This window comes from Mesorhizobium sp. M1004, assembly GCF_040318795.1.
In the GTDB taxonomy this organism is placed as follows: domain Bacteria; phylum Pseudomonadota; class Alphaproteobacteria; order Rhizobiales; family Rhizobiaceae; genus Mesorhizobium.
The window spans coordinates 47,879-74,354 of the sequence record NZ_JAMYNB010000012.1; the positions used below are offsets into that span (position 1 = coordinate 47,879).

The following is a 26,476-nucleotide window of genomic DNA, read 5'->3' on the forward strand; positions in this document are numbered from 1 at the left end:
TGGCTGTCTTTAGTAAACCACGACACTGCGGATCGACTTGCCCTCATGCATGAGGTCGAATCCCTTGTTGATGTCCTCGAGCTTCAGCGTGTGGGTGATCATCGGGTCGATCTGGATCTTGCCGTCCATATACCAGTCGACGATCTTCGGCACGTCGGTGCGGCCGCGCGCGCCGCCGAAGGCGGTGCCCATCCAGCTGCGGCCGGTGACCAGCTGGAACGGCCTGGTCGAGATCTCCTGGCCGGCGCCGGCGACGCCGATGACGACCGACTTGCCCCAACCGCGATGCGAGGCTTCCAGCGCCTGGCGCATGACCTTGGTGTTGCCGGTGCAATCGAATGTATAGTCGGCGCCGCCGATCTGGTCGGCGCCGCGCTTGGTCATGTTGACGAGGTGGGGCACGATGTCGCCGTCGATCTCCTTCGGATTGACGAAATGCGTCATTCCGAATCGCTCGCCCCACTCCTTCTTGTCGTTGTTCAGATCGACACCGATGATCATGTCGGCGCCGGCAAGCTTCAGGCCCTGGATGACGTTGAGGCCGATGCCGCCGAGGCCGAAGACCACCGATGTCGCGCCTTGCTCGACCTTGGCGGTGTTGATGACCGCACCAATGCCGGTGGTGACGCCGCAGCCGATGTAGCAGATCTTGTCGAAGGGGGCGTCGGGGTTAACCTTGGCCACCGCGATCTCCGGCAGCACGGTGAAGTTGGAGAAGGTCGAGCAGCCCATGTAGTGGAAGATCTTGTCCTTGCCGATCGAGAAGCGCGACGAGCCGTCCGGCATCAACCCTTGCCCCTGGGTGGCGCGGATGGCGGTGCACAGATTGGTTTTTCTGGACAGGCAGGACGGGCACTGACGGCATTCGGGCGTATAGAGCGGGATGACATGGTCGCCCTTCTTGACCGAGGTGACACCCTTGCCGACATCGACCACCACGCCGGCGCCTTCATGGCCGAGAATGGCCGGAAACAGCCCTTCCGGATCGGCACCCGACAGTGTGAATTCGTCGGTATGGCAGATGCCGGTCGCCTTGATCTCGACCAGCACCTCACCATCGCGCGGACCATCGAGTTGCACGGTCATGATTTCGAGAGGCTTGCCGGCCTCCGTTGCCACTGCTGCGCGAACGTCCATCACCTGTTTCCCTTATTTTGATGGGCGGAATTTGCCGCCTCGCAAAGAGTTATGACTTCAGCCGGCTATTATGATGCCAATCGTGATCGGATTGGGCGGGTCAAAAGGTGCGGATCGGCGGTTTGCGCGATGAGATCCTCCGAAAGGTCCGGCTGCAAGGCCAGGACTTCGCGAATAGTTTTGCCGGAGGCCAAGACCTCCTTCGCAAGCTCTGCCGCCCGCTCGTAGCCTATCACAGGCGTCAGTGCCGTTGCGACGGCGGTACTGGCTTCGAGATGTTTGCGGCAAGCCTCGGCATTGGCAGTTATGCCCACGACGCACCTCGTGCGCAGAACATCGACGGCATTGGTCAGAAGCTCAAGCGAGTGCAGCATGTTATAGGCGATCACCGGCTCCATGACGTTCAACTGCAGCTGCCCCGCTTCGGAGGCGAGTGTGATCGTGAGATCGTAACCGATGATCTGGAAGGCGACCTGGTTGACCACCTCCGGCACTACAGGATTGACCTTTCCGGGCATGATCGATGAGCCGGGCTGAAGCGCTGGCAAATTGATTTCGTTCAGCCCCCCACGCGGGCCGCTGGAAAGCAGCCGCAGATCGTTGCATATCTTTGAGAGTTTCGTGGCCGTCCGCTTTAGCATTCCCGAGAAGAGCACGAAGGCGCCGGTATCCCAGCAGGCTTCGATCAGATTTCCGGCCGGGACGACGGGCAGGCCGGAAATCGCACGCAACTCCGCGACAGCTGCCGCCTGATAGTCGGGATTCGTATTGATGCCGGTGCCAATCGCGGTGCCACCGAGGTTGATTTCATGGAAGAAGGCGGAAATCTCACCGAGACGGGCTACATCTTCGCGTAGTGTCGTCGCGAAAGCCTGAAACTCTTGGCCCAGCGTCATCGGAACAGCGTCCTGCAACTGCGTTCGGCCAAGCTTGATCACGTCCGAAAAGTTCTCCGCCTTGGCCTCCAACTCGCCCGCGAGCTGCTCCAAAGCTCGCTGCAGCGCCCCCTGCGAAAGAAGGATCGCAAGACGGATCGCCGTCGGATAAACGTCGTTTGTCGACTGAGCGAAGTTGACGTCGTTATTGGGATGCAGTTGGTCGTATTGTCCGCGTGGCAGTCCCATGATCTCCAAGCCGCGGTTGGCGACGACCTCGTTGATGTTCATGTTGGTCGAGGTACCGGCGCCGCCCTGAAACACATCGAGCGGGAACTCGGCAAGATGTCTGCCCGCCGCAATTTCTGCACAGACTTGGCAGATGACATCGGCCTTTTGCTTGTCTAGATCGCCGAGCCCCGCGTTGGCGCGTGCCGCTGCCATTTTCACGTAGGCAAGCGATTTGATTAAGTTCGGAAAATGGCTGATCCTTAAGCCCGAAATTGGGAAGTTGGCGATCCCTCGCGCTGTCTGCGGACCGTAGTACGCGTCAGCGGGTATGCTCACAGGACCAAGCGGGTCTTTCTCAATGCGCTCGACTGGTGGAGCGTTCGTCACGATGATACCTCGTGTGTAAACCGCATTGTTGCAAGGACCGAGTCGTCCAACTGATGATAGGCCGAACGCGGGCCAACTCGGGCACTTCACCAGCCCGCAAAGGACGAGATCAAGTCGATCGGAACCTTGCCAGCGGCGACATCTTGAAGAGCTTGACCAATCATAGCGATGCCTTCGTCGGCTTCACTTTTACTCAATGTAAGTGGCGGTGTAAGTTCTAGGACGTTCGAATTCGAGCCGACATAATACATTACGAGCCCAAGCTGAAACGCTCTATAAACGGCAAGAGCCGTCTGGGTTTTGGCTGGAGTGCGACTCACGCGGTCGCCTACAAGTTCAATTCCAATGGCAAGTCCTTTGCCTCGCACATCACCGACCAACTCCCACTCGTCGCATTGCTTGACAAGTGACTCTAACATATGAGAGCCGACCTCTGCAGAATGCCTCACCAGCCCATCCCTTTCGATCGTCTCAAGTACCGCCAATGCCGCCGCCGCGCAGATAGGATTGCCGTGTAACGTCTGGTAGGAAAACGTTGGAGAGTGATTCATGATGGGCTCGGGGCCCACGATCGCAGACATCGGTAGGCCTCCGCCCAAGCCTTTACCAAAGACCACAATATCCGGCTCGATCCCGGAATGTTCGAAGGCGTGTAGAAGTCCGGTTCGAGCTAGGCCAAACTTGACTTCGTCGCAGACCAGAAGAATCCCGTGCCGACGACAAAACCGTTCGATCTCGATAAAGAAACCGACAGGCGGAACCAGCAATCCTCCATCGCCCTGTATCGGTTCAATAAAGAAGGCAGCAACTTCTTCCGGACGCACGTCCTTTGAAAATACCTCCTCCAAATAGGATAGCGTCGTGGCACTTGCAGCTGCCGGATCACCTGTCGCGTAGCTGTCCGGATAGGGCACCAACATCAGGCCGCTGAATTTCTCCACACCTTTGAGCGCTGGATGACCCGAAACGGCCATGGAGCCGCTGGTGCCGCCATGATAAGCGCCCTTGAATGCCAAGATTCGGCGGCGCCCGGTGGCTGCCACAACCATTCGAGCAACTGTTTCGTTGGCATCCGAGCCGGAGTGCCCCAACCATACGCGGCCGCGGCAGCGCTCGGGAACTAGCGATAAAAGCTTCTCTGCAAGAAGTACGCTGGGTTCGGTTGCGGAAGAGAGGTAACTTGCACCAGCTTGATCTGAAGCCGCCCGAATAATGGCGTCGCGAATAGAAGGATGAGCATGCCCCAAGCTGGCAGCGCCCCAAGATGCCGAAAAATCGAGAATCTGGCGACCATCATCCCCGCGCAAATACGATCCTTTTCCTCCGACAATTGCCTGAGGAAAGAACCGAAGCTGGGCCATGTTCGAGATTGAATTGCTTTCGCGTCGATATAGATCAATCACTGGTCGTCCTTTTCGAAACTGACCGCAGCCGCCCGGAGGCGGTCGCAATATCCTCGGAACCGCGTTTTGCTTCGGCACCTAAAACAGCATTTCTTCGAAGATCATCGTTACGTCGGCCGGTCGACGAACCAGTTCAACGAATTCCATCGGCTTGTGGTATCGGCGACCTTGCCAGAGCAGCGAATTATGGGAATCGCCCTCCCCAAGCTGCACGTCGGTGACGACGCCGATCAAGATACTGTGCGAAAACCCATCATGGGTATGGCTAAGTTTGCAATCGAGCGCCATTGGCGCGCCAACAAGGAGCGGCGCCCCGGTTTTGCCAGTGACCCAATATTTCTTCTCGAACCGATCTGGACCTTTTTGAGATTGAAATCGGCGCGCCACATTGGATAGCGCCGGAGATAGCAGATTTACGGCGAAGATGCCTCGCCGTAGAATCGTGTCGTGTGAACTGGCTGACTTGTTGATGCAAACCAGAACAGACGGCGGATCGAAGGATAAGCTACAAACCGCAGTGGCGATCAGACCGCTGGGAAGGCCATCTTCTTCAGTGGTGATGATATTGACCGCTCCGGCGAAACGGCCCATCGCCTCCCGAAAGGCATCGTTCCTATCCAAGTCTGTCCTCCGTAGCTGTGTAGCTGTGATCCGTATCTGAACTGATCGCAGAGCGACTTTTCAGAAGCCTGCACTTACCTGATCAAGCTTCAGCAGCGCCCGGGCGTATATCTCGCGCCCGATGTCGCCATTGATATAGGCATGCCGCGTGCAGGTCTCTATGTCGCGCCAGATCCGCTGGACCGGATTGCTGAGCATGAAAACCGATGCTCCGCCTATGTTCAGCAGCAGGTCTACGGCCTCGCGCACGCGTTTTTGCGCAACCGCTGCGTCAAGTCGGACGCGAGCTCGCTCGAGATCGGTCATGGTCGTACCGTCGCTGACGGAGCGATCGATATCGCTGGCCGCGCGGATTGTATGCAGCCGTGCGGAGTCGATAAGGCCACGAGCATCCGCCAGGTTTAGCTGGTAGCTTGGGGACTGCCTCGCATCCGTATACAAGGATGTCACGATGGGCTTGCCGCGCTCGAGGTTCTCCAACGTGAAGTCGAACGCTGCTTCCGCCATCCCGACGGCCGCAGAACATATGCCCAACGGAAGCGCGGTTATGAGCGGTGCCCGATAGAGCGGTTCGTCAGAGTGGTCCGAGCGACTGTAACCGGAAATCATTTCGCTGATGAGCATCGTCCGGTGTTCCGGCACGAAGATATCCTTGCCCACAAAGGTATTGCTCCCCGTGCCTGCCATTCCGGCGACATGCCATGTGTCTTCGATCTTCAGCTCGGACGTCGGGACCATTGCAAGCCGTACGTCGATCAGAGCCCCGCCGGCATCAAGGACAGGGGAGCCCACGAAGCTCCACTGCGCTTCGAAACACCCGGATGCCCAGGGCCATTTGCCCGTCAACATCCAGCCACCCTCAACCGCAGCGGCCTTGCCGGTCGGGGCCCATTGACCGATTATGACCGCGCGAGGATCCGAGCCGAAGACATCGTCGCGCGTCTTGTCAGGCATGAGCCCCATCAAATATGCGCTGCTATTGGCGACCATGGCGAGCCAACCAGCCGCGCTGTCGCCGCGGGCCAATTCCTCACAAATCTCGCAGTATGTCTGGATATCAATCTCGTGACCACCGCAGCGGCGCGGCACCAAACCCTGCAGGAATCCTCCGCTTCGCACGGCCGCTGCACTCTCCTGCGCAAGCCGTCTGTTTTTTGCCGATTCCTCAGCATTTGCTCGCAAAAGCGGGCGGAGTGCCCGTGCATTGCGCACCAGCTCGGCGCTAGTCAGTGTCAAATCCATCACTGGTTTCCTCCCTTGATCCTACAGGTCGCTGCACATTGATAATGTTGCTCAAAAGGGCTGAAGCCCATAGCGGCGTCAGTGCTTGCTCGGTTGCCGTCCGTACTTGTTGCATCCGGGCTGATTCCCAGCCTCCTTCAAACGGTGCGTATTCACGAGCGAGCACCGCGTAAGGCTGGCAGCAGGCCATCCGGCTTGACAAGCAACAAAAGGACTACCGCCAGAAGGACAATCGCGTCCCGGTATGGCGCGGTTCCAGTGCTGAGGAACGGTTCTGAACCGACCTCCAACGCCCCGAGCACAAACCCGCCTAGCACGGCTCCCCGCAAAGAGCCCAGTCCACCGATGATCGCAGCGATGAAGGCCTTCAGGACCGGAGTAAAGCCCATGAGCGGATCTACCGAGCCACGCTGCGCAATCCACAATACCGCGGCAATACCGGCAAGAAGGCCCGATATCGCGAACGACGTCGCAATGACTGTGTTTGCGCGCAAACCAAGCAAGCTGACCATGACGAAGTCTTCTGATGCGGCGCGCATCCCAACGCCCAAAGTGGTCTTGCGCAAGAAAATGTCGAGCCCGATCAGCGCTAGTGCCGTCAGCACGATGGATGTCAGCGGAACCATCCCGATTTGAAAGCTCCCGAAAGTAAGAGTTCCTGACATCCATTCCGGCAGAGCGACCGCTCTTCCGCGAGCGGAAACTCCGTTCTGAAAAAGAACCTTGCAAATGGTGCTCACGCCAAAGCTTGTAATCATGAGCGTCGTCACGGATGCAGACCGCATAGGACGGAAGGCTATTCGATCCATCAGCATCGCTGAGAGCGCCGCCCCAAGACAGGCCACGAGAAGAACTACAGGCAGCGGCAAGCCAAGCGAAAGCGATAGCACGATGAGGTACCCTGCAATCGTCATGAGTTCGCCATGCGCGAAATTGATGAGACCAACGATCGAAAAGACGATCGCCAGCCCTAATGCGAGGAGAGCGTATATTCCACCCAAGCTAAGAATATTGACTAGGTACTGGATGAATTCCATGACGACCTCCTAGATTGCCAAATACGCTTGCCGGACAAGGTCAGAGTTGGCGAGTTCAAATGCCGTACCGCTCAGAACAATTCGGCCGTTCGCTACCACGTAGCCCCGATCAGCCACCGACAGAGCCAACTCCACATTCTGTTCAACAAGCAGAATGGTAAGCCCTTCCTTGCGCAGGTCATCGATCAACTCATAGACCTTGTCGATCGTCTGGGGTGCTAGGCCCAACGAAGGCTCGTCAAGCAGCAGGAGGTTGGGGTGACTCATTAAGGATCGGGCGATCGCCAGCATCTGCTGTTCACCGCCTGACAGGCTCCCAGCCTTTTGATCGATGCGCTCGGCAAGGATGGGAAAGCGGGAGAGCATGCTATCGCGGCGAGCCCGAAGCTCCTCACCTTTCGCGAACGCCGCTCCCCCCAAATGCAGGTTTTCGCCTACTGTAAGATGAGCGAAAACGCGGCGGCCTTCGGGCGTTAGCGATATCCCCTTTCGGCTAATGACGTCAGCGGTCAGTCCGGTGAGTGGCTGTCCTTCCAGCAAGACCTGGCCCTCGGCAGTTGGGATAGAGCCGGCGATGCCGGCAAGAATCGAACTCTTGCCGGCGCCATTAGCGCCAATGAGCGTGACTATTTCTCCATTTCCAACGTTTAGATCGACGCCATGGACAGCCTCGACGGCGCCGTAGCGTATTTTCATTCCCTCGACACGAAGCATTGGCGTTCCTACCAGCTTAAGGATTGGGGATTTCATCCTTCGTTGGTCGATACAGCTTCACAAAGGTGGGCTTCCCGCCTTCGATGCGGATCATTGCAACGTCCCGCAGGGCAACTCGCTCAGTCCCAGCATACGTCACTTTTCCGAGAACGGTCTGCACATCTTCCAGACTAGCCAACGCGTCTCTGATCTTTGCCGGCTCGAGTGATCCCGCTTTGCGGGCTGCGGCGTCGAGCAATTGTGCCCATTCGTATCCCGCAGCCTCGTATGAGGTTTCCGCCTCATGTCCGGTCTCCTCCTTGAAGTGCTTGTTGAACGCTTCCATCCCGCTGCCTTGGGTTGGAAACCCGGCTGAGGACTGGACGACGCCATCGACCACCGAACCGAGCCCATATACCGTCGGAGTGCCGATGGCATCCGATTCGATGACCGGAATCTTTACACCAGCACCGCGCAATTGTTTGATGAAGGCTGGGAAGTCCGGCTCATACGCCGTCGTCATGATGACGTCAGGCTGCGGTGTTAAGCCCTTGATTTGAGAAACCACTGCAGAAAAATCTGGCTGCCCCATCGAGTAGGATGCTTCACCGACAACGCTGCCACCCTTTTTCTTAAACGTTTCGCCAAAATAGTCCGGGAATTTGGACGTATAGGCGGAGTCTGGCGACTTCAGCAGAAATGCCGTCTTATAGCCGGTCTCCGCGGCGTAGCTGGCCAGCGCAGCCGATTGAACCGTGTCGGACGGGTACGAAATAAACATATAGTCGCCGACAGCAGGTGTCAGGCTGGGCGAACCCGCCAGGTTAAGCATCGGAATGCCCGCTGCCTGTCCGATCTGGCCCGCTGCGATTGAAGGATCCGCATCGCCCGGGGTAATGAGAAACTGAACTCCGTCTTCGATCAATTTCTGGGCTGCGTTCACGGTGGCTGCTGTATCTGAGCGGGTGTCGATGACTTCGAGGGTGACTGTCGCCATGCCCCCGATACCGCCCTTGGCATTCAAATCCTTGATGCCCAACTTGAAGCCGGCCAGGCCAGGTTGATCATAAGGTGCCAGGGCTCCAGTCAGGGCCATCGCCGCACCGATCTTGTATTCAGCCGCGGACAAGTATCCCACGGTTGACGAGAGCGCGATCGCGGTGACACCAGCGAGCGCAGTTGCATGTCTTAGCTTGTTCATTTTTGAGTTCCCATGTGAGGTGTGAGCAATGCTTCGTTTTGCGAAGTCTTATCTAGTTACGGCTGCAACTCCTTTTTCCTTTTGTATCCATTCGATATCCATCATACCGAGCAAGTCAGAGATACGATCTCTAGGACGCGCTAGCCCCGATGACCTGCGCCGCCGAGCCTGGTTCGACCTGAGCTTTTTTCTCGCCCATCCTTTTGCTTCCAAGATAGGCCGAGATCACGGCAGGGTCGGTTCTGACGGCGTCGGCCGTGCCCACGGCGATGCGCTTGCCTCTGTCTATAACGACGATGGTGTCACTCAGCGACATGATGAGGTGCAGGTCGTGCTCAACAACGAGAATGCCTACGCCTGTGTCCTTACGCAGTGCGGCCAACCTGCCCATCAGCTCTTTGGTCTCCGCCGGATTCATCCCCGCCGCAGGCTCGTCAAGAAGGAGGAACCGGGGCCCCGTCGCAAGCGCGCGGGCGATTTCTACGAGACGCCTTTGTCCGTACGGAAGACTGCCGGCGAGCCGGTCTCCCAATGTTTCCACGCCAAAGCGCGCCAGGGCGTCATTGGTGCGCCACACAGCTAGAGCCGTGTCGGCCGCACATGCCTCAGCGGCAACAAGAACGTTCTCCCGAACGGTCATGTCAGCAAACACACGAAGGTTTTGGAACGTTCGCGCCAGACCTGCGCGGGCAATTAGATGTGGCTGCCTATTTTCGATCAGGTCCGAGCCAAGCGCCGCATGACCTGCACTGGGTCGTAGCTGGCCAGTCAACAGATTAATCAAGGTGCTCTTCCCGGCGCCATTCGGACCGATCAATCCGGTGATAAGCCCGGCTTCCGCTTTGAAGGACACCCCGTCGACGGCCCGCACACCGCCGAAATGACGGGACAGTTGATTTGCCTCCAGGGCGTGTGCACCCTTTGGTGCCTGAAAATCCAGCGATCCTGTGGGCAGCTTGCCACCGCGCCCCTTGAAAGGATCCCATGCGTTTGCAAGCTCGAGTTCCCTGCCACCGACGAGACCAGTCGGTCTGAAAAAGAGAACCAGGATCATGGCCAAGGAGGCACCAACGAGCGGCAGTCCGTACAAGGCCGGCACAGAGAAACCGAGGATATTGCCGCCGCCCTCCAGCGCCCTCAGAAGCTCCGTCACTGCGGTAATTATGATCACGCCTACCAGAGCGCCCGAAACAGAACCGAGCCCTCCGACGATCAGCATCGAGATCAGCAGAAAACACGACTCGAAGTAGAAATCCTTGGGGCCGAAGGCACCTAAAAATTGAGCCAATAACGCCCCGGCAATCGAAAGGATCGTTCCGCTCAACAGCCATGCCTTAAGCCGCGCCTGGCGAACGTCCACGCCCACTGCCGCGGCGGCTACTTCATCTTCTCGCGTCGCCCTGACGGCGCGGCCAGTCCTTGTATCCCTAAATGTTCGAGCAACGGCGATCGACAACGCTGCCACCAATAGAGCAACCACAAGCGTGGTATTGCGGGGCACTCCATAAAATGTTTGGCTTCCGCGCGTAATATCCTTTGTCGCCACTAGGACGGTGTAGACAATAATCTGCAATGCCAGAGTGGCGATGGACGCGGCCGAACCGGATAACCGCCGCATAACGAGACCGCTCACTCCCGCTAAAATCAACCCGGCCACGCCCGCCAGTAGCAACGAGGACCAGACTGAAAGACCATAGCCCGCCATCCAGGCCGGAAGGTGAGGAAGTGCTGTCCGTTGAACAGCAGGGCTCATCGTGAGGATGCCAGCGGTGTAGGCACCTATCCCCATGAAGGCTGCAGGACCGAATGAAACGATACCTGTGTTGCCGGAAAAAACCTGCAAACCAACGCAGGCAGTGACCACGATCGACATCGAAGTCGCGATGCGGGTTCCGTTCGCACCAAACAAAAGACCGGCCAAGATTCCTACCGCCACCAGGATCACGGCCAAAGCCAGCGAATCCATCGTCACAGCCTTGATGCGGGAATTGACCATTCCGTCTGCTCCTTTGCGGAATTGCAACTATTGGACAGGTCAACCCCGATGTCAATATAATTACATCATTCTGTCATATGAAAAATTGTGCAGAGGGCGCTACAGTCGGCTTAGTGAGGATTTCTGATTGCTATCGCTTGTCTAGGATTCGATGTTCCGCGAGCTCAACCTAGCCGAGCTGAGCAATAGCCAACGATGCAGATCGGGTCATGCTGACATGCAGCGCTAACTGCCAATCCTAGTCGAGACATTGGCGAACCGTCTACTTTTCTTACGCCAGAGCTTACCTTTGAAGAGATATTGACACGTCTCCAGCCCGAGGTTACCCTCTAACAAGGCTTTGAGTATGATGCCGGTTGGACCCCTTCTTCCCGCACACAATTTTGCATTTCGGAACGAGCCTTCAGCAATCGGCTAGTTCCGCCACGCCCTCATCATTCATGAACAACAAAGGTATTCCGATGCGGTCTTCTGTTCCAACTTACGAAAATCGCGTGCTCAGCGCATATGAGGGGGAAATCTTGGGGGAAGAGTTTTTTAGCGTTCTTGCCGAGAAAGCTGGCAGCGATCAATCTCGTGTAAAGTTGCGCAATTTAGCCGCCATTGAGCGGCTCGTCGCAGAGGCGCTGTTGCCGGTTGTTACGCGGTACAAACTTCAGCCGAGCAGCAAAGCATCGCTTGCCGAGAAGGGACGCGATGAAACTGTCGAGTATGCCGAGCTCGGATGGACTGAATTTGCGGTAAAGCTCAAGAGGCTGTTAGAGCCATTTGTTCGTGACTTTGAGACTCTGCTTGCAGAGTCGCCGGTTGAAGACCGACCCTATATCCAGTTACTCCTTGACCACGAAATCGCGCTTTTCGCGTTCGCCCAGGCGGAAGGTGAGGACTCACGCGATGGTCAGATTTATCTGGACAACTTTCTGCAACGGCATAAAACTCTTTTGCGCGACGGAAACTAAGAACCCTGTCTTCAAACCAGATCCTGCTGTATCTGAACGTTTCCGAGTTCGTCGGCGCCGGCTTGGTCTGGGTCACGCCGCCTTGGTCGGTTCTCGCTGGAGTTGGTGAGTGGCGTATCTCGGCCCCGCCGTCCCTGGTTGCTGACGGTGTTCACATTAGCCCAACCGTTTGATCTGGCGATCAAGATCCTCCACCCGGCGCCGCGCATGGGTGACTCACCGCGCAGCCAGACACCGGAGGCAACTCGGCTTGGTGGTGGGCTGGCGAACGGTGCAACGCTGCTCAACGCCCCGGCAGCCGCTGTTGGCCGCGATCGGCGGACAGCATGGAGTGCCCTTTGGTGGGCGAAAACCAAAAGTAGCCTCGCGGGCGCCCACTTTGGTGGCGCATTACTCGCACAGTCCGCTAACATATTTTCACAATGAGAACTTTTGTAATATTCTCTTCAGCGATGTCAGTTGGAGGACACGGATGAACGTTAGAGACATGCTCCTGCACGGGGCCATTTCGTTGACACCATCAGAGGAGCGGATCGTTCAGGTGCTCCTCACGGACTATCCTGCAGCCGGGCTAGGCACTGCCACGAGCCTCGCAAAGCGCGCCGGTGTCAGTGATCCCACCGTCGTTCGCCTTGCCATGAAGCTCGGTTTCGAAGGGTTCCCTGCCCTCCAACGGCGACTACTTGCAGATGTTGAGGCAAGATTGCATTCGCCCTTGCTTATGATGGAAGCCAAACGGCCTGACATTGGGACGGATGGCGAACAAGGAGCTGCTATCGCCTACATGCATTCAGTGGCCAGCAACCTCAACAAAGCGCTGACATCAACCCCGCTGGCGTCATATCAACGCGCCGCGCGCCTGGTAATGGATACAAAGGGCAAGGTCGTCCTGCTCGGCGGCCGCTACAGCCGTTTTATCGCAGGCATGCTGGCAGCCTATCTGTTGCAATTTCGGCCAGACATCATGCATATCGACGCCCTATCAGCGCAAAAGACCGACGTGTTAGTCGACTTGGGAAAGCGCGATCTCTTGATCGTATTCGACTATCGCCGATATCAGCTGGACGTTGTTGCGTTCGCGCAATTGGCCGCGGCCCGCCGCGTTCGCATTCTTCTGTTTACGGACCCCTGGTTGTCGCCCATTTCCGAGTTTTCGGAACTAACGCTGACCTGCCCAATCGAGGTTGATTCGCCCTACGATACCATGGCCTCTTCCGTGGCGCAGATTGAGGCCGTTATCGCTCAGATTCTTGCTTCCATGGAGAAGCGGACGCGCCAACGTATCGAGGAATTGGAGGAGATCCGACTCCAGGCGAGCGCATCACTGGATAATGGGCGTCTTCTCGAAGATGAAAAGCCCGCGCCGGCATCCACGACGAGCAACTAGCCCGCCATGAATGCAGATGCGTTGAGGACGTTACGAGAAGCGATGCATCGAGAACTTCCTGAGTAGTTCCTGCCGTTCACCCAAAGCCCATTTTGCGACGACTTCGCCCATGGCAGGCCCCAGCTTGAAGCCATGCCCGCTCGAGCCGGTGATCACGAAAGTTCCTTTTGCACCGGGAATCTCGTCGACGATGGGAAGGTGGTCAGGGCTCATATCGTACTGACAGGCATAGCCGGGACGGATGCCCAATTCGGCAATCTCGGGAGAACGGGACATGATATGTTCAATCGCCCAGACCGATTCCTCTTGCGTGATCGTTCGGTCCAGTTGGCCCGCGACATCGAGGCGATAGTTCATGCGAGTGTGTGCTTCTTTAAGCTCATCGTTCTCCACACCGGTGCCGCCGCCACCCCAGGTCCCGACCAGAATTGTATTTTCGCCTTCCGGCCGAGCATAGCAGTTCGTGGTTTCGTCGACCCAGCAGTGCGGAAGTAGCTTCCTTGCGGCACCGGGCGCATCCATAACTGCCATGAAGTGGCGTTCGATAAACGTCGGCAGGTCAACGCCAAGCTTAGCCACGAGCGCTTTTGACCAGACACCAGTCGCAAGAATGACGCGACCGGTAGAGATGACGGTTCCATCACTTAGCGTCGCTCCAGTCGTGTTTCCATTTGTTACTTGAATTTCGGTTACCGAGCGGCCGCCCATGAATTTAACGCCTTTCGCGCGGGCTCGATTGACCAATTCGTTAGTTGCGCCGTAAGGGTCGCAGTGTCCCGATTCATCTTCCCATGCGGCAAAAGTGATCCCCTCCATATTGAAATGGGGGAGAATTGCTTGCGCCTGCTCTCCGGTCAGCCCCTCGATTCGGCTTCCTTCATCGTCGCGGATCCGTTTAACAATCTCGCGATTTACGGGTTCGTGCTGAGGGCCGCAAACCCACAGGCAGCCAGACTGATGAAAAGCGCCGGGGAGGTCCTTTAGGATCTCGATCCCGCGTTTTGCGAGCAAAGATAACTCGCGATCGCCATAGAACGCGTGGCACACGGCGGACGACGAGCCGGTCGGCCCGGAAGCCGGATGGTCGGACTCGACTTGGATAACGTTCAGATTCTGGCTCGACAGATAATAGGCTGCCCCCGCACCCGCAATTCCCGCTCCCGCAACGAGTACGTCACAGCTCAATCTTTCGCTCATTTGATGCTCCCTGTTACAAGAAAGCCGACCGGCTATCCTTATCGATGCAGTCACTTCCGGTACGGCGAGTGGTGGAGGGCCAGGACGACGATTGCCACCGGCTCGCGATCAACTCCCTCCCAGCCGCCCTCTGCGCAAGGATCGCCCTCCCGCCTCGGCCAGTCCGCTTTAGGCTGACTGAGCAGCAAAATTAATGTGGAATTTTCTTCCTGTCTACAGCTAACTGCAGTCACTGAAGAAACTATTTCAGTCCACGACACTCGACTTTCTCTTCCAGCGTCGAACCATCCGGTTCGTCTGACAAGCCAACCCGCACCTGATCTATCCCGACACTGAGGCCATGGTTCACCCAATGCCAAGCCGAAAGAAATTTTCCATCACGCCAGATGGACACGTCATTGACAAATAATTTTCAGCAACTCATGCTTTGGGAGATAGCACGTTCGTTGCACTCGGAATGGACGCCCCATCGAGGAGATGCTGCCAGCGTACGAAGCACCGGAAATCAAGTGGGGGGGCCCGTTCTGGAAACGGTGCCAGTGCCGCCTGTCGGCCGACAAAGATGGCCAATTGTGAAGTTTGGAGGGTAAAATGGAAAAAAGAACTGCATATCATTCGATATACGAGAAGCTTGGGGCCCCCATGATTGACTTTGGGGGCTGGAAGGTCGCTTCACACATAACTTCTACTGACGAAGAATACATGATGATCCGCAACAGTGTCGGCTTTGCAGAGTATGACTTCCAGAGCTGTTTTGGGGTGTGCGGACCGGAAGCGTTTCAATTCATACAGGAAATTATCGTAAACGACTTGAGAAAGATCACCCCAGGCGGCACTCTTTACTCAAGTATCCTGGATGACAATGCCAGTCTGATCGACGATGTGATCATCTTTTGGATTAGCGACGATCGGTTTATAATACACGGTGGAATTACTCGGGACGCCTCGCGCAAGTGGATTACGGAAAAGGCAGACGGTCGAAAGGTCTGGGTTACGGAATTGTCTAATACGTTCCTTTCCGTACAGGGTCCAAAGTCAATCCATGTGCTTCAACAGGCCGTGGACGTTGCAGATCTAGAGCACAACCGCTTGATACAGGTTGATTTCGAGGGTGTTCCAACCACGATTGCACGGGTGGGGTTTTCCGGTGAACTGGGTTACGAGGTCCATTTCGGGCCTGAGTATGCTCACGGCATGTGGGAAAAATTCACTGCCTATTGCGCGAAGTACGGTGGTGGCCCGGCCGGTCTGATGGCTGCCTTTCCGATCGCGGTTGATAAAGGCTTTCTGTTTGGCGCGGACTTTTATGCGGGTGGTTCGCCTCTTGAGTATGGTCTTGGGTGGTCCGTAGCTTTCGACAAGGGCTTCTTCCATGGCAGAGATGAGATGTTGCGCCGCAAGCAGGCAGGGCTGCGCACCAAACTCGTAGGAATAGAGGCCGATCTAACGGAGCCTCAGATAGCGGGAGGTTCGAAGCTGAGCTGTGGCTCCAAAAACAACGTTGGTGAAACGACGATCGGCTGGATCAGCCCACTGCTCGAACGCAATATTGGGCGAGCATGGGTCAATAGCGAATTCGCCGAGCCTGGCACGGAGTTGGAGGTTCAATCGAAGGGCGGTCCCAAGAAGGTGAAAGTCACCGCCAGCTACCGGTTCTTCGATCCCAAAGGCGAGCGCGTCAGGGTAAATCCCCGCGAGATGCTCAACGTCTGATAAGAGCGCAGATAGGCAGCTCGCCGCCGTCCGAGCATGGGGCCTGGCAAAGCAACGTTGCTTGCAGGCCCCTGTGGCGCCCTTGCCCTGTCGGCCTCTCAAGAGAATCGCACCCTGCGGAACTCCTGCCGTAGTCGGCATCCATAGCCAGCTTCGCAAAGGTCCATCCGCAGATTGAGGTGGAGATTCGACCAGGGTCTTCGGTCGACTCGCCCTCGTAGGTGAGCCGGTTTGTGTCCGCCATTCGCCGGCCTTGATGCAAAAACTGTAAAGTTTCTTTCTCGATCTGGATCGCCCCATCGATTAAGAGTTTGACATGTTGACGCACTTCAAGATGATTTGTAATTTCCTCTTCATGAGAATGAGGGGAGCTGATTGATGCAGTTTCGAGATATGCTGCTTCAAGGGGGTTTTTCGCTGACCCCGTCGGAGGAGCGCATTGTTCAGGTGCTGCTCACGGATTATCCGACGGCCGGCCTAGGCACCGCAACGAGCCTGGCGAAGCGTGCTGGGGTCAGCGACCCCACTGTGGTTCGTCTGGCCATAAAGCTCGGCTTTGAGGGTTTTCCCGACTTTCAGCAGCGGCTGCTTGCCGACATCGAAGCGCGATTGCATTCCCCACTGCTTATGATGGGAGCAAAGCGCCCAGAGTTGAGTACAGACAATAAACAAGGCGCAGCTATAGCCTACATGCATTCGGTTGCCGGGAGCCTCGAAAAGGCGTTGACGACCACTCCGTTGGCTACATACGAGCGCGCAGCCCGAGTTGTCATGGATTCCAAAGGGAAGGTCATCCTGCTCGGAGGACGCTACAGTCGGCACGTCGCCGGAATGTTGGCGAGCTACTTATCGCAGTTTCGAGCCAACGTCGCCTACATCGAGACCCTGTCCGCCCAGCAACTGGATCTGTTGGTCGATTTAGGAAAGAGAGACGTTTTGATCGTCTTTGACTACCGCCGCTACCAACGCGACGTGGTCGCATTCGCGGAACAAGCGGCCGCCCGCCACGTCCGCATTCTTCTGTTTACCGATCTATGGGTGTCGCCGATCTCCGATTTCGCAGAAGTTACCCTCTCCTGCCCGATCGAAGTCAGTTCGCCCTATGACACGATGGCACCGGCAGTGGCGCAGATCGAAGCCCTCGTCGCTCAGATCTTTGCAGCCACGGGTGAGCGGACACGCCGCCGTATTGAGGAACTCGAACAAATCCGTCACGAGAGCAATGTGACACTTAACGAGGCCCGCGCGCACAAAAATCAGAGCAATGGGGCTTCTCGTCAAAAACTCCAATAGCCGGCCCGAAGAACAACTTCGCTTAGCTATGACGAGACTGAAGTCCTCAACGAGTCCCATTTCTTTATGCGCTGGCTTGCCTGGGACCAGTTCGCCTCTGCGACCCGGGTTATCAGGGCCTCGATCAACGCGAACGCGGCAACATTGCTGTCAAATGCAGTCTCGTTCTCAATGTGCAGCGCGATGACTTCTGATGCATATTTCGAGATGGGCGACATCCATCGATCCGTTATCAGGATGATCTTCAGCCCACTGTTCTTTGAAGCCCTTTCGGCGAACTCTTCAAGAGACCGTTGGTACCTTCGAAAATCGACAAGGACCAATACATCCTTCTGCCGCATGCGCAGTATATACTCAGGCCACCAATCGTCCTCAGACGACACTTGGTGAACACCGGCTCGGATCTGTTTCAAATGCCTAGATAAATACTGAGCAACGAGATCGCTGATGCGACCGCCCAATGTGAATATGTCCGATTTTGGGTCGGAAAGAAGTGACCCCACTCTTTCAAACTGGGCGGCCGTGATCGCTCCGGCGGACGCCTTTAGCAACTCTGTAGATTTTTGGATGAAGTTATCAAAAAACTCGTCCGTTATACCACTTGTTGTTGGCCTCAAATCGAGCGGAGACTTCTGCCCTTGTCTCAGCTCCTTGATAAGTTGTTGTTGGAACTCCTGCAGCCCCTGATAGCCGAGTTTACTCACAAAGCGCGAGATAGAGGGAGCAGAAACGTTTGAGGAGGTGGCGATGACCTGAATTGGCTCAAGCCCGGCAAACGGATAATTTGACAGAATTAGCGCAGATAGGCGCCGCTCCGTGGCGGTCAAAGAACCTGCTGCTTTCCTTATCTGCTCCCTTACGGTTTCGCCGGGAACTGCGCTATCGGTCATGATCTCTCCAAAGCCGGCCACCCCGCAAACCCTTAAGCACTGCTCTTTTTAGTATGCGGGAGTGAGACTCGGCTAGCAAGCTCAAGCCCTGCGCCACGACAATGAGATGCTGTTAACCAGCACTGGGGGTTAGCGCCCCGTAGGCGTGCTCCACACCTTGTATTTCGAATATGAGTTCTTGTGTCGTGATCTGACGACAATAGCCCTTGATCGCCCGTAGCGAGCTATCATGGCGTTCCTGGGTATAAGTCAGGCATGCATCTGTAACCTGTGTGACGAGATAGCCCAGGTCACAGGCGTCCCTGATCGCGCCCTCTACACACTGGTCGGTTACCAACCCCGCGAGTACGAGCTGTTTAACACCGAGATTGCGCAGTATGTAATCGATATTTGTGGAAATGAAGACGGAAGATGACGTCTTGGGCAGAACTATCTCATCACCCTGCACAGCTATCTGCTCGATTACCTTTCCGTCCCACGAGCCCTTCGGGACATGGAACCCGGTTATCTTGTAGTCGAGAGATCGGTCTCGACCATCGGCGGTCAAGCTCTCGATCGTTGTGTACATTACTTCAATACGCGACTTCCTGAAGGCGGTTTGCAAAGCCTGCATGTTGGGAATGACCCGAGCCTCAAGCTCGCTGAAAAACCAGCCGTACTTTGCTGCAAAATCGGTTTTCGGAAGCCCGGAAAATTCGGCTCCGTCACGGTGAGCACTGAAATTTTGGACGTCGATAAAAAGTAAGGCTGATTGCTCCGGCACCAAGGGCACATTGCGAGTAAGGCTCATTTCAGTTCCCATTCAAATAGTCTTCGATAGATGATGCGACGATATCCGCCCAGCGCTTTTGACCTTCAGGCGTCTGGATATGGTCATTTCGGATCTCAATCAGGCTGTTGTTCAAGCCACGTGTCTCGCAATGCCGCGGCACAAACCAGTCCGTCGAGTCGTTGACCTGATAGGGCTCATTCATCCCCACGCTTAAACGCGGATACCTGCGAGTAACAGAGTCTCTCAGGCGCGCTGACGTGTCCGTGTCAAGACGGAAGAGGAAACCGATATCCCACGGGCGCCACATGTTGTTCATGCGAGGGGTGAAACTGTGAACCGATATCGCCACTGTGTGTCGACCCTCATCCAGACGTCGACTAATCTCTGCGTGAAAAGGCTCGAAGATCTCGGCCACGCGAGCGGTGCGATCGGTAATGTCGACTTCCTGATTGCCGGGTATTCTGATCCCATCGCTTATTGCAGGAATGGCGTCGAATGCCTCCGGCGGTCTGTTGCAATCTATGACCAGGCGGCTATACGGCTGAAAGACAGCAACGGCATCCAGCCGCCGCGCCAAAAGCCGCGCCACTTCGGCTGCCCCGATATCCCAGCCAACATGATCGTCGAGCACCTCAAGAGAGATACCCAGATTTCCGAGCGCAGCGGGGATCGCCTGACCCGCATGTTCACACACAAGGAGAACAGAGCTTGAACCGTCCGGGTTCACGACCTCAAACGGGACCGGATCGCCCTGCCCCAGCAAGCGTAGCGTATCATAACCCTGCTTCATGCCATTATCTGTCCTTCGAGCGATTGGCGGGCCTGGTGACGCTCAGCCACCAAGGCATTGAGATTTCAACTGACCCCTGAGGGCCAACTATCTGAGGAATCCACCCGCCGCACGCTCCCACCGTTCGCTGCAAAAGAGGACGAGATTTCATTTTCAATGTCAACTCAGTATTTATGATTGACAAAAAAATTTCATTCAGGTTTTCTCCGCTGAAGGCAATATGCTCGTTTCGAGACAGGCGATTGCAGTGGTGAGGTTGCATAAAGGCCGCGCGGAGCACTGGCGCAAGTTTTGGATGGTCTCGATTGAGCCCAACGTTTTGAAGGACACCAATGATTTCGAACCCGCTCGTCTTCGCAGCTATGTCCGATATCGCGGGGAGAACACGTGGTAAAGCGTTTCCAGTTTCGGAACTGGATAAGCGCCTGAAGCGTGGAATCGGCTGGACGCCGACCAATGTGATGATTACCTGTTTCGACGCGATCGCGCCGAGCCCGTTTGGCTCGCTCGGCGATCTGCTTTTGATCCCTGACGCTGAGGCGCGCGTCGATGTGGATTTTGCGGACGGCGGCCCGGTTGAGCGTTTCATGTTGGGGGATATCACCGATCTCGAGGGCCGCCCATGGGATTGTTGCACTCGCTCGATCCTCAAAGCAGCACTTGAGCGGCTCCAATCTTGTGGCGGTATCCAGCTTGTTAGCGCCTTCGAGCATGAATTCCAGATGCTCGACGCCGGCGGAGTTCTTCCCGACGCCTTTAGCCTGCGCGGGTTTACTCAGCGGCGGCTGTTCGGTGAAGCTTTGATGTCGGCTCTCGCTCAGGCAGGACTAACGCCCGATACCTTCATGAAGGAATTTGGCCCAAACCAGTACGAGGTAACCAATGGCCCCGCTCAAGGTCATCGCTCTGCCGACCAAGCGGTAATTCTTCGGGAGCTGACCCGCATGACGGCGCAACGCTGCGGTGAACAGGTGACGTTCGCACCGATATTAGACCCCGCCAGCGTTGGTAACGGCGTTCACATCCATATGAGCTTCCTGGATGAGAATGGCTCCCCGGCAACGTACGACGAGAACGACCCGTTCGGCATGTCCAAGATTGCGGGGTCATTCATTGCCGGCGTACTCAAATATCTCGACTGCATCGTTGCGCTGACCGCGCCGTCTGACATTTCGTATCTGCGATTGACGCCAAACCGCTGGAGCGCGGCATATAACAATCTTGGCTTCCGCGATCGCGAGGCTTCAGTCCGAATCTGTCCCACAACCTCCGCAGATCCCGAGAAGATCGCCAGTCAATATAACTTTGAGTACCGTGCGGCTGACGCCGCCGCCTCGCCACATCTGGCCTTGGCATCGATTCTGCATGCAGGTGCCCAGGGCATCGAAGACAGCCTCTCCGCACCTCAGGTAACTCAGGAGAACTTATCCCTGCTGTCTGAGGCCCAGCTGTCTGGCCGCGGCTACAAGCGGCTACCACAATCGCTGGAAGAGGCTTTGCAGCGTTTTGAGCAGAATGACATTGTAACGCGTTGGTTTCCCGCCGGCTTTGCCTCGATATATACCGCGCACAAGCGAGCCGAAATCGCGCATCTGGGCGATCGCTCCGTCAAAGAGCGCTGTTCCGATTATTCAAAAGTGTACTGATAAAAGCAGACACTGCGCGGGAGGCGCAAAGATGCTGAATATGAAAGCTACAAGACGACTATTCAGTCTCTATCTAGAGCCTGGATTTTCGTTACAGGCTTTTTCTTCTGCAGTCGAGGCCTTGCGGCTTGCCAACGAAGTGCTCGAGTCGGAGATTTACACTTGGCGAGTTGTATCTGACGACGGACACCCTGTGAGATCGAATTGTGGACCTACGATCTCGGTTGATACGTCGCTCAAGGAGGAACGCAGCCTCCTTGGCAAAACGGGCTGGTCCCCGTCAACCGCCGTAATTTGCGGAGGTAGCCAACCACTTACCGCAAATCGGGCCCTGCATGGCTGGTTGCGAGAGTGCCGATCTAGGAAATTGTGTCTGGTCGGAATCGCGAGCGGGGTCTTCAGCATCGCCCAGAGCGGTCTGGCGGATGGACGAAGATGTGCAGTGCACTGGGAGCAATTCCCCTCATTCGTTGAACAGTTTCCAAGTGTGGCTGCTGTTCAAGCCGCTTATGAGATCGACGGCGACACGTACTCCTGCTCGGGTGGGGATGCTGCTTTCGACATGTTCGTGCAGTTCATCAAAGAGGACTATGAATTCCCAATTGCAAGCCGGGTGTGCGAAAAGGCCACCGCGATGAGGGTTCGTGACCCCGGTGATCGGCAGCGACTTCCTCTGCATGCAGGCGCGGCCATTCACCATGACGGCCTGTTGAGGATCATCGAGCAGATGGAGAGGCATCTCGACGAGCCAATAGCGCTCCAAGACATGGCTGCTTCCAGCCGTCTGTCTCGCCGCCAGGTTGAGCGTATTTTTTCGAAACAAATAGGGCGTTCGCCTGCGAAATATTATCTCGAGATGAGACTTGAGCGCGCTCATTTGCTTATCTTGAACTCGCAACTCCCAATTGTTGAGATCGCGATGGCTTGTGGTTTCGTCTCAGCCTCGCACTTTTCAAAGGCATATCGCGAGAATTATGGACTGGCTCCACGTGAGGCTCGCTTGGAAGCCATAGAACGCCGACGGAGCGGGCACGGAACGTTCGCCGCAGCCCGAGCTCACGAGTACCGCCGGACATCGAATTATCATAGCACCACAACGGAGTTCTGAAGGGGTCTCAGGGGCGGTGGCCACTCTCGTTGCCGATCCTCCCAGGGCTTTGGACGTTCATTTCTTGGGAGCAACTCATGCAAGGAATCGCGGCCGCTGCACTTCTTCAGCTTAGGCGGGCGGAGCCTCTCAACGACCAGGCTTATTTGAATGGCCGTTGGGTACTGAAAGCTCAATCACTCGCGGTTACCGACCCAGCTACTGGTGAGGAGCTGGCAAAGGTTCCTGCCTGTGATGCCGCAGATGTCGACGAGGCAGTCGAGGGCGCGAAGGCCGCCTTCCTCTCGTGGCGCGATCTGCTTCCGGTTGAACGTGGCGCTGTTTTACGCAGGTGGGCACCCCGCATGCGGGGAATGCGGAGGATCTTGCGGTAATCGTGACGGCAGAACAAGGAAAGCCGCTCGTCGAGCCCCGCGGCGAGATTCCTATGGCGCCAACTTCCTCGATTGGTTTGCCGCGGAAGGTGAGCGGGCCTATGGTGAGACAATACCAAGCCATCTAAGCGGGAGCCGTCTGACAGATGCAACCGATTGGGGTTACGGTTGCAATCACGCCCTGGAACTTCCCATCCGCGATGATCACCCGCAAGGCCGGCGCAGCGCTCGCTGCGGGCTGCAGCATGATTGTGAAGCCAGCTCCGGAGAAACCTCTTTCTGCTCTTGCCCTGGCGCGTCTTGCCGAAGAGGCCGGGGTCCGGCAGGTGTGTTCCAGGTAATCACTAGCGAAGCTCCACCACTTGCACAGCGGCTGCTTGAGCACACTGACGTCCGGGCCTTTTCCTTCACGGGGTCTACCGAAGTGGGCCGGATACTACTCGCACAGTCGGCGCAGACGATAAAGAAGTCGTCCATGGAACTCGGTGGACACGCGCCTTTCCTGCTGTTCGATGACGCCCATCTTGCCTCTGCGGTCTTCGGCTGTATGAGCGCGAAATTCGCTACGTCAGGGCAGGACTGCCTTGCCGCGAACCGGATCTATGTACAGCGCGGCGTATATGACAGCTTTGTCAGCAGCTTTGCTGACGCTACGAGAAAGCTCAAAGTTGGTCACGGGCTTGAACAGGGTACGGACATAGGCCCGATGACGCGCTCGTCTGTCGCAGAGAAATGCCGAGAACAAATTTCGCAGGCGGTCGCCGCCGAGCTCGCATCGTCTCTGGCGGCCAGGACAGCCCGCTCGGCCGAAATTTCGTCACACCAACGGTCCTCGCCGATGTCACCGATGACATGGTGATTGCCAGGGAAGAGACCTTCGGGCCGGTCGCTGCGATCTTGGCTTTCGACGACGAGCACGAGGTGCTCACTCGTGCCAATAAATCGGAAATGGGCCTTGCAGCCTACGTTTATACGCGCGATCTCAACCGCGCCATGCGGCTCACGGATCGGCTCGAATACGGCTTGGTCGCTTCACCGGGCAGGTCAATCGCTTCGGGTTAACGGGTGGTGCGTGTGGGGTGCGGATATGATTCATGGGAGGCTTCGTGATTTGCGGAGCCCACGATGTCGCGCCAACATTCCCGTTCGCTTTCGATTCTCGATCATTTTTCGGCGCTGTCTGATCCCCGCCAGCGTTGGCGTGTCGCCTATCCGCTACCCGAAATCCTGCTTGTGGTGCTGTGCGCGACGCTGTGCGGCATGGACGATTTCGTCGAGACGAAGCTGTGGGGTGGTAAGCGGTGCGCCAAGGCACCTTGCAATAGGATGATGAACATGGAGCTTTCGCGCCATGACATTGGAACATGCGAGGGGCGATATGGTCGCCGAGTTAAGCGGCGCCGCGGCGGCCGAAGAGCTTTCAACGGTGCCCGGGCGCGTGCGGCAACGAAGACTGTGGAGTTGCACCGAGAAGCGCGCGTTGGTCGACCTGGCGAGCGCGGCGGGGTCGTCGGTGACCGAGGTCGCGCACTTCGCGCGGATCGACCTGAGCGATCTGCCCGAGGTAGAGCGTCCCGTCGCCAATTGCCCGGACCCGGCCGGCAGAATCGTCGTGGCCTTTCCGAACGGCGCGCGATTGCGGATCGACGGGACCGTCGATCCGACGGCGCTGCGTATCGTCCTGGCGGAGTTGACCAGGTGATCACGGTGGTGCCGACCGACCGGATTTACTTGTGCTGCGGTGAGACCGACATGCGCCGCGGGATCAACAGCCTAGCGCGGATGGTGCAGCAGGTGCTCGCGCTCGACCCGCATTTATGCGTCGGGCGAGATTATGTGGCGGAGCCGCCCTGACGCCCGTCAGGGTCGGCCGAACCCAGCTTGCCTCCGCCACATAATATTTAGATGCTGTTCAGCAGTTGCAGAACGGCGTCGTTCGGTCGGAAACGCACGCCGTGGTCGCCGGCGACGCCCGCCTTCTCGAGTCCGTTGCGCATCATCTCGACATCCGCGGCGGCATAGCGGTGGGTCGTGGCGACCTGTGCGTGTCCGAGCCAGGCTTGGATCGTCAAAAGGTCCACGCCGGACTGGAGAAGCTTCATGGCCAGGGAGTGCCGGAGATGTGCGGCGATATGGGCTTGTCGGCCAAGGCCGGCCTGATGGTCACGGCCTCGGCGGCCGCACGCCGCACGATATGGGTCGCTCCGAAACGAGTCAGGCGCTCGTTGCGGGCGCCGGCGAATATCGGTCGCGGCTCGTGATGGGCGATCCCGCGCTCGCTCAACAAGGTCGTCAGCGCTCGCGCCAAGTCCTTAGGAATGGGGACGACGCGGTCTCTGCGCCCCTTGCCGCGCAGCAGCACTTGCGGGTGCGGCCGCTCCAACTGAAGGTCGTTTGCGTTGACGCCGGTGGCTTCGGAGACCCGGGCGCCGGTCCGTGCCAAGAAGAGCAGAAAGGCTCGGTCGCGCCGACCACGGGGCGTCTTTGGATCGGGCGCCGCGATGAGGGCGTCCACTTCGGCGCTGGTGAGGTGATGCGTCACCTCGATGTGCGCCCGTTTTATGGGAATCGTCACCACGCGTTGGGCGACGCCGAAGGACGCCGGGTCGGCGGCAGCGACGTGGTGGAAGAAAGATCGGATCGCGGCCAGGCGGGCATTGCGCGTGGCGACGGAGTTGTTCCGCTTCTCTTCGAGTTCGTCGAGAAAGGCGAGAACGAGGTCTCGATCAAGGTCTTCGAGCGTCAATGCCGCCGGCTTCCTTCGTAGTCGAGCGGCGGCAAAGAGGATCAGCATGCGCAAGGCGTCGCGCTAGCTGGCCACGGTCGCGGGAGCGGGTTGCGTTGCTTGGTCAGGCGCCGGCGAAATTAGGACTCCAGGAGCGGCGCCAAGAGCAGGTGTTCGCTCATGCTGCACCTCCATCGAGGAAGGCGCGTTCCGCCGCAGTGAGGTAGTAGGCTGTATCGCTGTAACTGGCGTGGCCGAGATAGGTGGCGAGCAACGGGAGCAGCGCCTGAACGTCTGCGCGCTGTTGGTGCCAGAGGCTGAGGGGGGTCACGGCGAACCGGTGCCTGAGATCGTGCGGCCTTAACGGCTTGCCGCCATCAAGGCCGGCGAGCTTACGGACCTCAGCAAAGCCGTTTTGCAGGCCAGTCGCCGAGAGGCGGTTGCCCCGGGAACTGAGGAAGAAGGCCTGATCCTTGGGCATGGGAAATGCGGCATCGCGCTCACGGGCATAGCAACCAAGGGCAGCCTGGGTTGTCGTGTGAACTGGAACGAGACGATCCTTGCGGAACTTCGTCTTCTGAATGAGGAGGACCCCGTTGGCCAGATCGACGTCGGAACGATCAAGCCGGACCACTTCGCCCGATCGCAGCCCCGAGCTCGCCAACAATCCGATCAGCGTCGCCATGGTCCGGCCCTTGAGAGGAACCTCCGGCGAAATGCGATGGCATGCGTCGATGAGCGACGCCAACTCAGCCTCGCTGAGAATACGCGGAGGCGGAATCGCTCTGGATCTGGGGAA

24 protein-coding genes and 2 pseudogenes are annotated in these 26,476 nt (G+C 57.3%); 10 read left to right on the top strand and 16 right to left on the bottom strand.

From position 1 onward, the window contains the following. Nucleotides 1–9: 9 nt before the first annotated feature. The 9 genes from NKH54_RS23780 to NKH54_RS23820 form a co-directional block, all read right to left on the bottom strand. Nucleotides 10–1,137 (bottom strand): S-(hydroxymethyl)glutathione dehydrogenase/class III alcohol dehydrogenase, encoded by a 1,128-nt coding sequence (locus tag NKH54_RS23780; RefSeq protein ID WP_353029071.1) that lies wholly within the window; start codon nucleotides 1,135–1,137, stop codon nucleotides 10–12. Between the two features lie 68 nt (nucleotides 1,138–1,205). Next, nucleotides 1,206–2,630 (bottom strand): aspartate ammonia-lyase, encoded by a 1,425-nt coding sequence (locus tag NKH54_RS23785; RefSeq protein WP_353029072.1) that lies wholly within the window; start codon nucleotides 2,628–2,630, stop codon nucleotides 1,206–1,208. A gap of 86 nt (nucleotides 2,631–2,716) precedes the next feature. Further along, entirely contained in the window at nucleotides 2,717–4,033 is a 1,317-nt protein-coding gene (locus NKH54_RS23790) for an aspartate aminotransferase family protein (RefSeq protein ID WP_353029073.1), read from the bottom strand. 78 nt (nucleotides 4,034–4,111) lie between these two features. Then, nucleotides 4,112–4,654 carry a flavin reductase family protein gene (locus tag NKH54_RS23795; RefSeq protein ID WP_353029074.1) on the bottom strand — a complete coding sequence of 181 codons (543 nt, stop codon included), beginning with the start codon at nucleotides 4,652–4,654 and terminating at the stop codon, nucleotides 4,112–4,114. 60 nt (nucleotides 4,655–4,714) lie between these two features. After that, the gene (locus NKH54_RS23800; protein ID WP_353029075.1) at nucleotides 4,715–5,896 is read right to left on the bottom strand and encodes an acyl-CoA dehydrogenase family protein; all 1,182 of its coding nucleotides are present in this window, start codon (nucleotides 5,894–5,896) and stop codon (nucleotides 4,715–4,717) included. Nucleotides 5,897–6,048: 152 nt separating this feature from the next. Then, nucleotides 6,049–6,933: a branched-chain amino acid ABC transporter permease gene (locus NKH54_RS23805; RefSeq protein ID WP_353029076.1), complete on the bottom strand. Its 885-nt coding sequence runs from the start codon at nucleotides 6,931–6,933 to the stop codon at nucleotides 6,049–6,051. Nucleotides 6,934–6,942: 9 nt separating this feature from the next. Continuing rightward, a complete protein-coding gene (locus tag NKH54_RS23810) occupies nucleotides 6,943–7,647 on the bottom strand; it encodes an ABC transporter ATP-binding protein (protein ID WP_353029077.1) in 705 nt (234 codons plus the stop codon). Between the two features lie 16 nt (nucleotides 7,648–7,663). Further along, nucleotides 7,664–8,827 carry an ABC transporter substrate-binding protein gene (locus NKH54_RS23815; RefSeq protein ID WP_353029078.1) on the bottom strand — a complete coding sequence of 388 codons (1,164 nt, stop codon included), beginning with the start codon at nucleotides 8,825–8,827 and terminating at the stop codon, nucleotides 7,664–7,666. Between the two features lie 130 nt (nucleotides 8,828–8,957). Then, nucleotides 8,958–10,823 carry a branched-chain amino acid ABC transporter ATP-binding protein/permease gene (locus NKH54_RS23820; protein ID WP_353029079.1) on the bottom strand — a complete coding sequence of 622 codons (1,866 nt, stop codon included), beginning with the start codon at nucleotides 10,821–10,823 and terminating at the stop codon, nucleotides 8,958–8,960. 356 nt (nucleotides 10,824–11,179) lie between these two features. On the opposite strand from NKH54_RS23820, the gene NKH54_RS23825 reads away from it, so the two are divergent. Together NKH54_RS23825 and NKH54_RS23830 are read left to right on the top strand one after the other, a co-directional pair. Then, nucleotides 11,180–11,782, top strand: a complete 603-nt coding sequence (locus NKH54_RS23825) for a hypothetical protein (protein ID WP_353029080.1) — start codon at nucleotides 11,180–11,182, stop codon at nucleotides 11,780–11,782. Between the two features lie 472 nt (nucleotides 11,783–12,254). Beyond that, complete coding sequence (locus NKH54_RS23830; protein ID WP_353029081.1) at nucleotides 12,255–13,169, top strand: MurR/RpiR family transcriptional regulator; 915 nt, start codon at nucleotides 12,255–12,257, stop codon at nucleotides 13,167–13,169. Between the two features lie 30 nt (nucleotides 13,170–13,199). Here the strand turns inward: NKH54_RS23830 and NKH54_RS23835 are convergent, their stop codons facing one another. Further along, the gene (locus NKH54_RS23835) at nucleotides 13,200–14,366 is read right to left on the bottom strand and encodes an NAD(P)/FAD-dependent oxidoreductase (protein ID WP_353029082.1); all 1,167 of its coding nucleotides are present in this window, start codon (nucleotides 14,364–14,366) and stop codon (nucleotides 13,200–13,202) included. Between the two features lie 591 nt (nucleotides 14,367–14,957). Here NKH54_RS23835 and NKH54_RS23840 point away from each other — a divergent pair. Both NKH54_RS23840 and NKH54_RS23845 read left to right on the top strand, forming a co-directional pair. Next, nucleotides 14,958–16,079 (top strand): aminomethyl transferase family protein, encoded by a 1,122-nt coding sequence (locus NKH54_RS23840; protein ID WP_353029083.1) that lies wholly within the window; start codon nucleotides 14,958–14,960, stop codon nucleotides 16,077–16,079. A gap of 378 nt (nucleotides 16,080–16,457) precedes the next feature. Beyond that, nucleotides 16,458–17,372 (top strand): MurR/RpiR family transcriptional regulator, encoded by a 915-nt coding sequence (locus NKH54_RS23845; protein ID WP_353029084.1) that lies wholly within the window; start codon nucleotides 16,458–16,460, stop codon nucleotides 17,370–17,372. Between the two features lie 26 nt (nucleotides 17,373–17,398). Here NKH54_RS23845 and NKH54_RS23850 read toward each other — a convergent pair whose 3' ends face one another. The 3 genes from NKH54_RS23850 to NKH54_RS23860 all read right to left on the bottom strand — a co-directional run bounded on the left by NKH54_RS23850 (nucleotide 17,399) and on the right by NKH54_RS23860 (nucleotide 19,824). Beyond that, nucleotides 17,399–18,262: a MurR/RpiR family transcriptional regulator gene (locus NKH54_RS23850; RefSeq protein ID WP_353029085.1), complete on the bottom strand. Its 864-nt coding sequence runs from the start codon at nucleotides 18,260–18,262 to the stop codon at nucleotides 17,399–17,401. Nucleotides 18,263–18,374: 112 nt separating this feature from the next. Beyond that, on the bottom strand, nucleotides 18,375–19,064 hold the full coding sequence (locus tag NKH54_RS23855; protein ID WP_502907567.1) for a cysteine hydrolase family protein: 690 nt from the start codon (nucleotides 19,062–19,064) through the stop codon (nucleotides 18,375–18,377). Beyond that, a complete protein-coding gene (locus NKH54_RS23860; RefSeq protein WP_353029087.1) occupies nucleotides 19,054–19,824 on the bottom strand; it encodes an N-formylglutamate amidohydrolase in 771 nt (256 codons plus the stop codon). Before NKH54_RS23860 ends, NKH54_RS23855 begins: the two co-directional genes overlap by 11 nt. A gap of 332 nt (nucleotides 19,825–20,156) precedes the next feature. Between NKH54_RS23860 and NKH54_RS23865 the strand changes: the two genes are divergently transcribed. From NKH54_RS23865 to tnpB, 6 genes and pseudogenes are all read left to right on the top strand, one after another. Beyond that, nucleotides 20,157–21,470, top strand: a complete 1,314-nt coding sequence (locus NKH54_RS23865) for a glutamine synthetase family protein (protein ID WP_353029088.1) — start codon at nucleotides 20,157–20,159, stop codon at nucleotides 21,468–21,470. A gap of 40 nt (nucleotides 21,471–21,510) precedes the next feature. Beyond that, nucleotides 21,511–22,578: a GlxA family transcriptional regulator gene (locus tag NKH54_RS23870; protein WP_353029181.1), complete on the top strand. Its 1,068-nt coding sequence runs from the start codon at nucleotides 21,511–21,513 to the stop codon at nucleotides 22,576–22,578. Nucleotides 22,579–22,655: 77 nt separating this feature from the next. Further along, a pseudogene (locus tag NKH54_RS23875) lies at nucleotides 22,656–23,984 on the top strand (NAD-dependent succinate-semialdehyde dehydrogenase); the annotation flags it as partial. Nucleotides 23,985–24,077: 93 nt separating this feature from the next. Beyond that, nucleotides 24,078–24,254: pseudogene (locus NKH54_RS23880) on the top strand (transposase family protein); the annotation flags it as partial. Nucleotides 24,255–24,330: 76 nt separating this feature from the next. Next, nucleotides 24,331–24,654: an IS66 family insertion sequence element accessory protein TnpB gene (locus NKH54_RS23885; RefSeq protein ID WP_353029089.1), complete on the top strand. Its 324-nt coding sequence runs from the start codon at nucleotides 24,331–24,333 to the stop codon at nucleotides 24,652–24,654. Nucleotides 24,655–24,662: 8 nt separating this feature from the next. Then, entirely contained in the window at nucleotides 24,663–24,806 is a 144-nt protein-coding gene (gene tnpB, locus NKH54_RS23890; protein WP_502907570.1) for an IS66 family insertion sequence element accessory protein TnpB, read from the top strand. 47 nt (nucleotides 24,807–24,853) lie between these two features. Here the strand turns inward: tnpB and NKH54_RS23895 are convergent, their stop codons facing one another. From NKH54_RS23895 to NKH54_RS23905, 3 genes are all read right to left on the bottom strand, one after another. After that, the gene (locus tag NKH54_RS23895; RefSeq protein ID WP_352756108.1) at nucleotides 24,854–25,054 is read right to left on the bottom strand and encodes a site-specific integrase; all 201 of its coding nucleotides are present in this window, start codon (nucleotides 25,052–25,054) and stop codon (nucleotides 24,854–24,856) included. Next, nucleotides 25,051–25,746 carry a tyrosine-type recombinase/integrase gene (locus NKH54_RS23900; RefSeq protein ID WP_353029090.1) on the bottom strand — a complete coding sequence of 232 codons (696 nt, stop codon included), beginning with the start codon at nucleotides 25,744–25,746 and terminating at the stop codon, nucleotides 25,051–25,053. The genes NKH54_RS23895 and NKH54_RS23900 overlap by 4 nt, the downstream gene beginning before the upstream one ends. 109 nt (nucleotides 25,747–25,855) lie before the next feature. Beyond that, nucleotides 25,856–26,425 carry a tyrosine-type recombinase/integrase gene (locus NKH54_RS23905; protein ID WP_353029091.1) on the bottom strand — a complete coding sequence of 190 codons (570 nt, stop codon included), beginning with the start codon at nucleotides 26,423–26,425 and terminating at the stop codon, nucleotides 25,856–25,858. Nucleotides 26,426–26,476 lie beyond the last annotated feature (51 nt).

Bases quoted from the DNA above. Each gene is read 5' to 3' on its own strand.
- NKH54_RS23805 (WP_353029076.1), bottom strand. From the start codon at position 6,933: ATGGAATTCATCCAGTACCTAGTCAATATTCTTAGCTTGGGTGGAATA.
- NKH54_RS23830 (WP_353029081.1), top strand. From the start codon at position 12,255: ATGAACGTTAGAGACATGCTCCTGCACGGGGCCATTTCGTTGACACCA.
- NKH54_RS23845 (WP_353029084.1), top strand. From the start codon at position 16,458: ATGCAGTTTCGAGATATGCTGCTTCAAGGGGGTTTTTCGCTGACCCCG.
- NKH54_RS23835 (WP_353029082.1), bottom strand. From the start codon at position 14,366: ATGAGCGAAAGATTGAGCTGTGACGTACTCGTTGCGGGAGCGGGAATT.
- NKH54_RS23780 (WP_353029071.1), bottom strand. From the start codon at position 1,137: ATGGACGTTCGCGCAGCAGTGGCAACGGAGGCCGGCAAGCCTCTCGAA.
- NKH54_RS23885 (WP_353029089.1), top strand. From the start codon at position 24,331: ATGGTCGCCGAGTTAAGCGGCGCCGCGGCGGCCGAAGAGCTTTCAACG.
- NKH54_RS23810 (WP_353029077.1), bottom strand. From the start codon at position 7,647: ATGCTTCGTGTCGAGGGAATGAAAATACGCTACGGCGCCGTCGAGGCT.
- NKH54_RS23840 (WP_353029083.1), top strand. From the start codon at position 14,958: ATGGAAAAAAGAACTGCATATCATTCGATATACGAGAAGCTTGGGGCC.
- NKH54_RS23855 (WP_502907567.1), bottom strand. From the start codon at position 19,064: ATGGGAACTGAAATGAGCCTTACTCGCAATGTGCCCTTGGTGCCGGAG.
- NKH54_RS23900 (WP_353029090.1), bottom strand. From the start codon at position 25,746: ATGCTGATCCTCTTTGCCGCCGCTCGACTACGAAGGAAGCCGGCGGCA.
- NKH54_RS23865 (WP_353029088.1), top strand. From the start codon at position 20,157: ATGATTTCGAACCCGCTCGTCTTCGCAGCTATGTCCGATATCGCGGGG.
- NKH54_RS23815 (WP_353029078.1), bottom strand. From the start codon at position 8,827: ATGAACAAGCTAAGACATGCAACTGCGCTCGCTGGTGTCACCGCGATC.
- NKH54_RS23870 (WP_353029181.1), top strand. From the start codon at position 21,511: ATGAAAGCTACAAGACGACTATTCAGTCTCTATCTAGAGCCTGGATTT.
- NKH54_RS23820 (WP_353029079.1), bottom strand. From the start codon at position 10,823: ATGGTCAATTCCCGCATCAAGGCTGTGACGATGGATTCGCTGGCTTTG.
- NKH54_RS23860 (WP_353029087.1), bottom strand. From the start codon at position 19,824: ATGAAGCAGGGTTATGATACGCTACGCTTGCTGGGGCAGGGCGATCCG.
- NKH54_RS23850 (WP_353029085.1), bottom strand. From the start codon at position 18,262: ATGACCGATAGCGCAGTTCCCGGCGAAACCGTAAGGGAGCAGATAAGG.
- NKH54_RS23800 (WP_353029075.1), bottom strand. From the start codon at position 5,896: ATGGATTTGACACTGACTAGCGCCGAGCTGGTGCGCAATGCACGGGCA.
- NKH54_RS23895 (WP_352756108.1), bottom strand. From the start codon at position 25,054: ATGAAGCTTCTCCAGTCCGGCGTGGACCTTTTGACGATCCAAGCCTGG.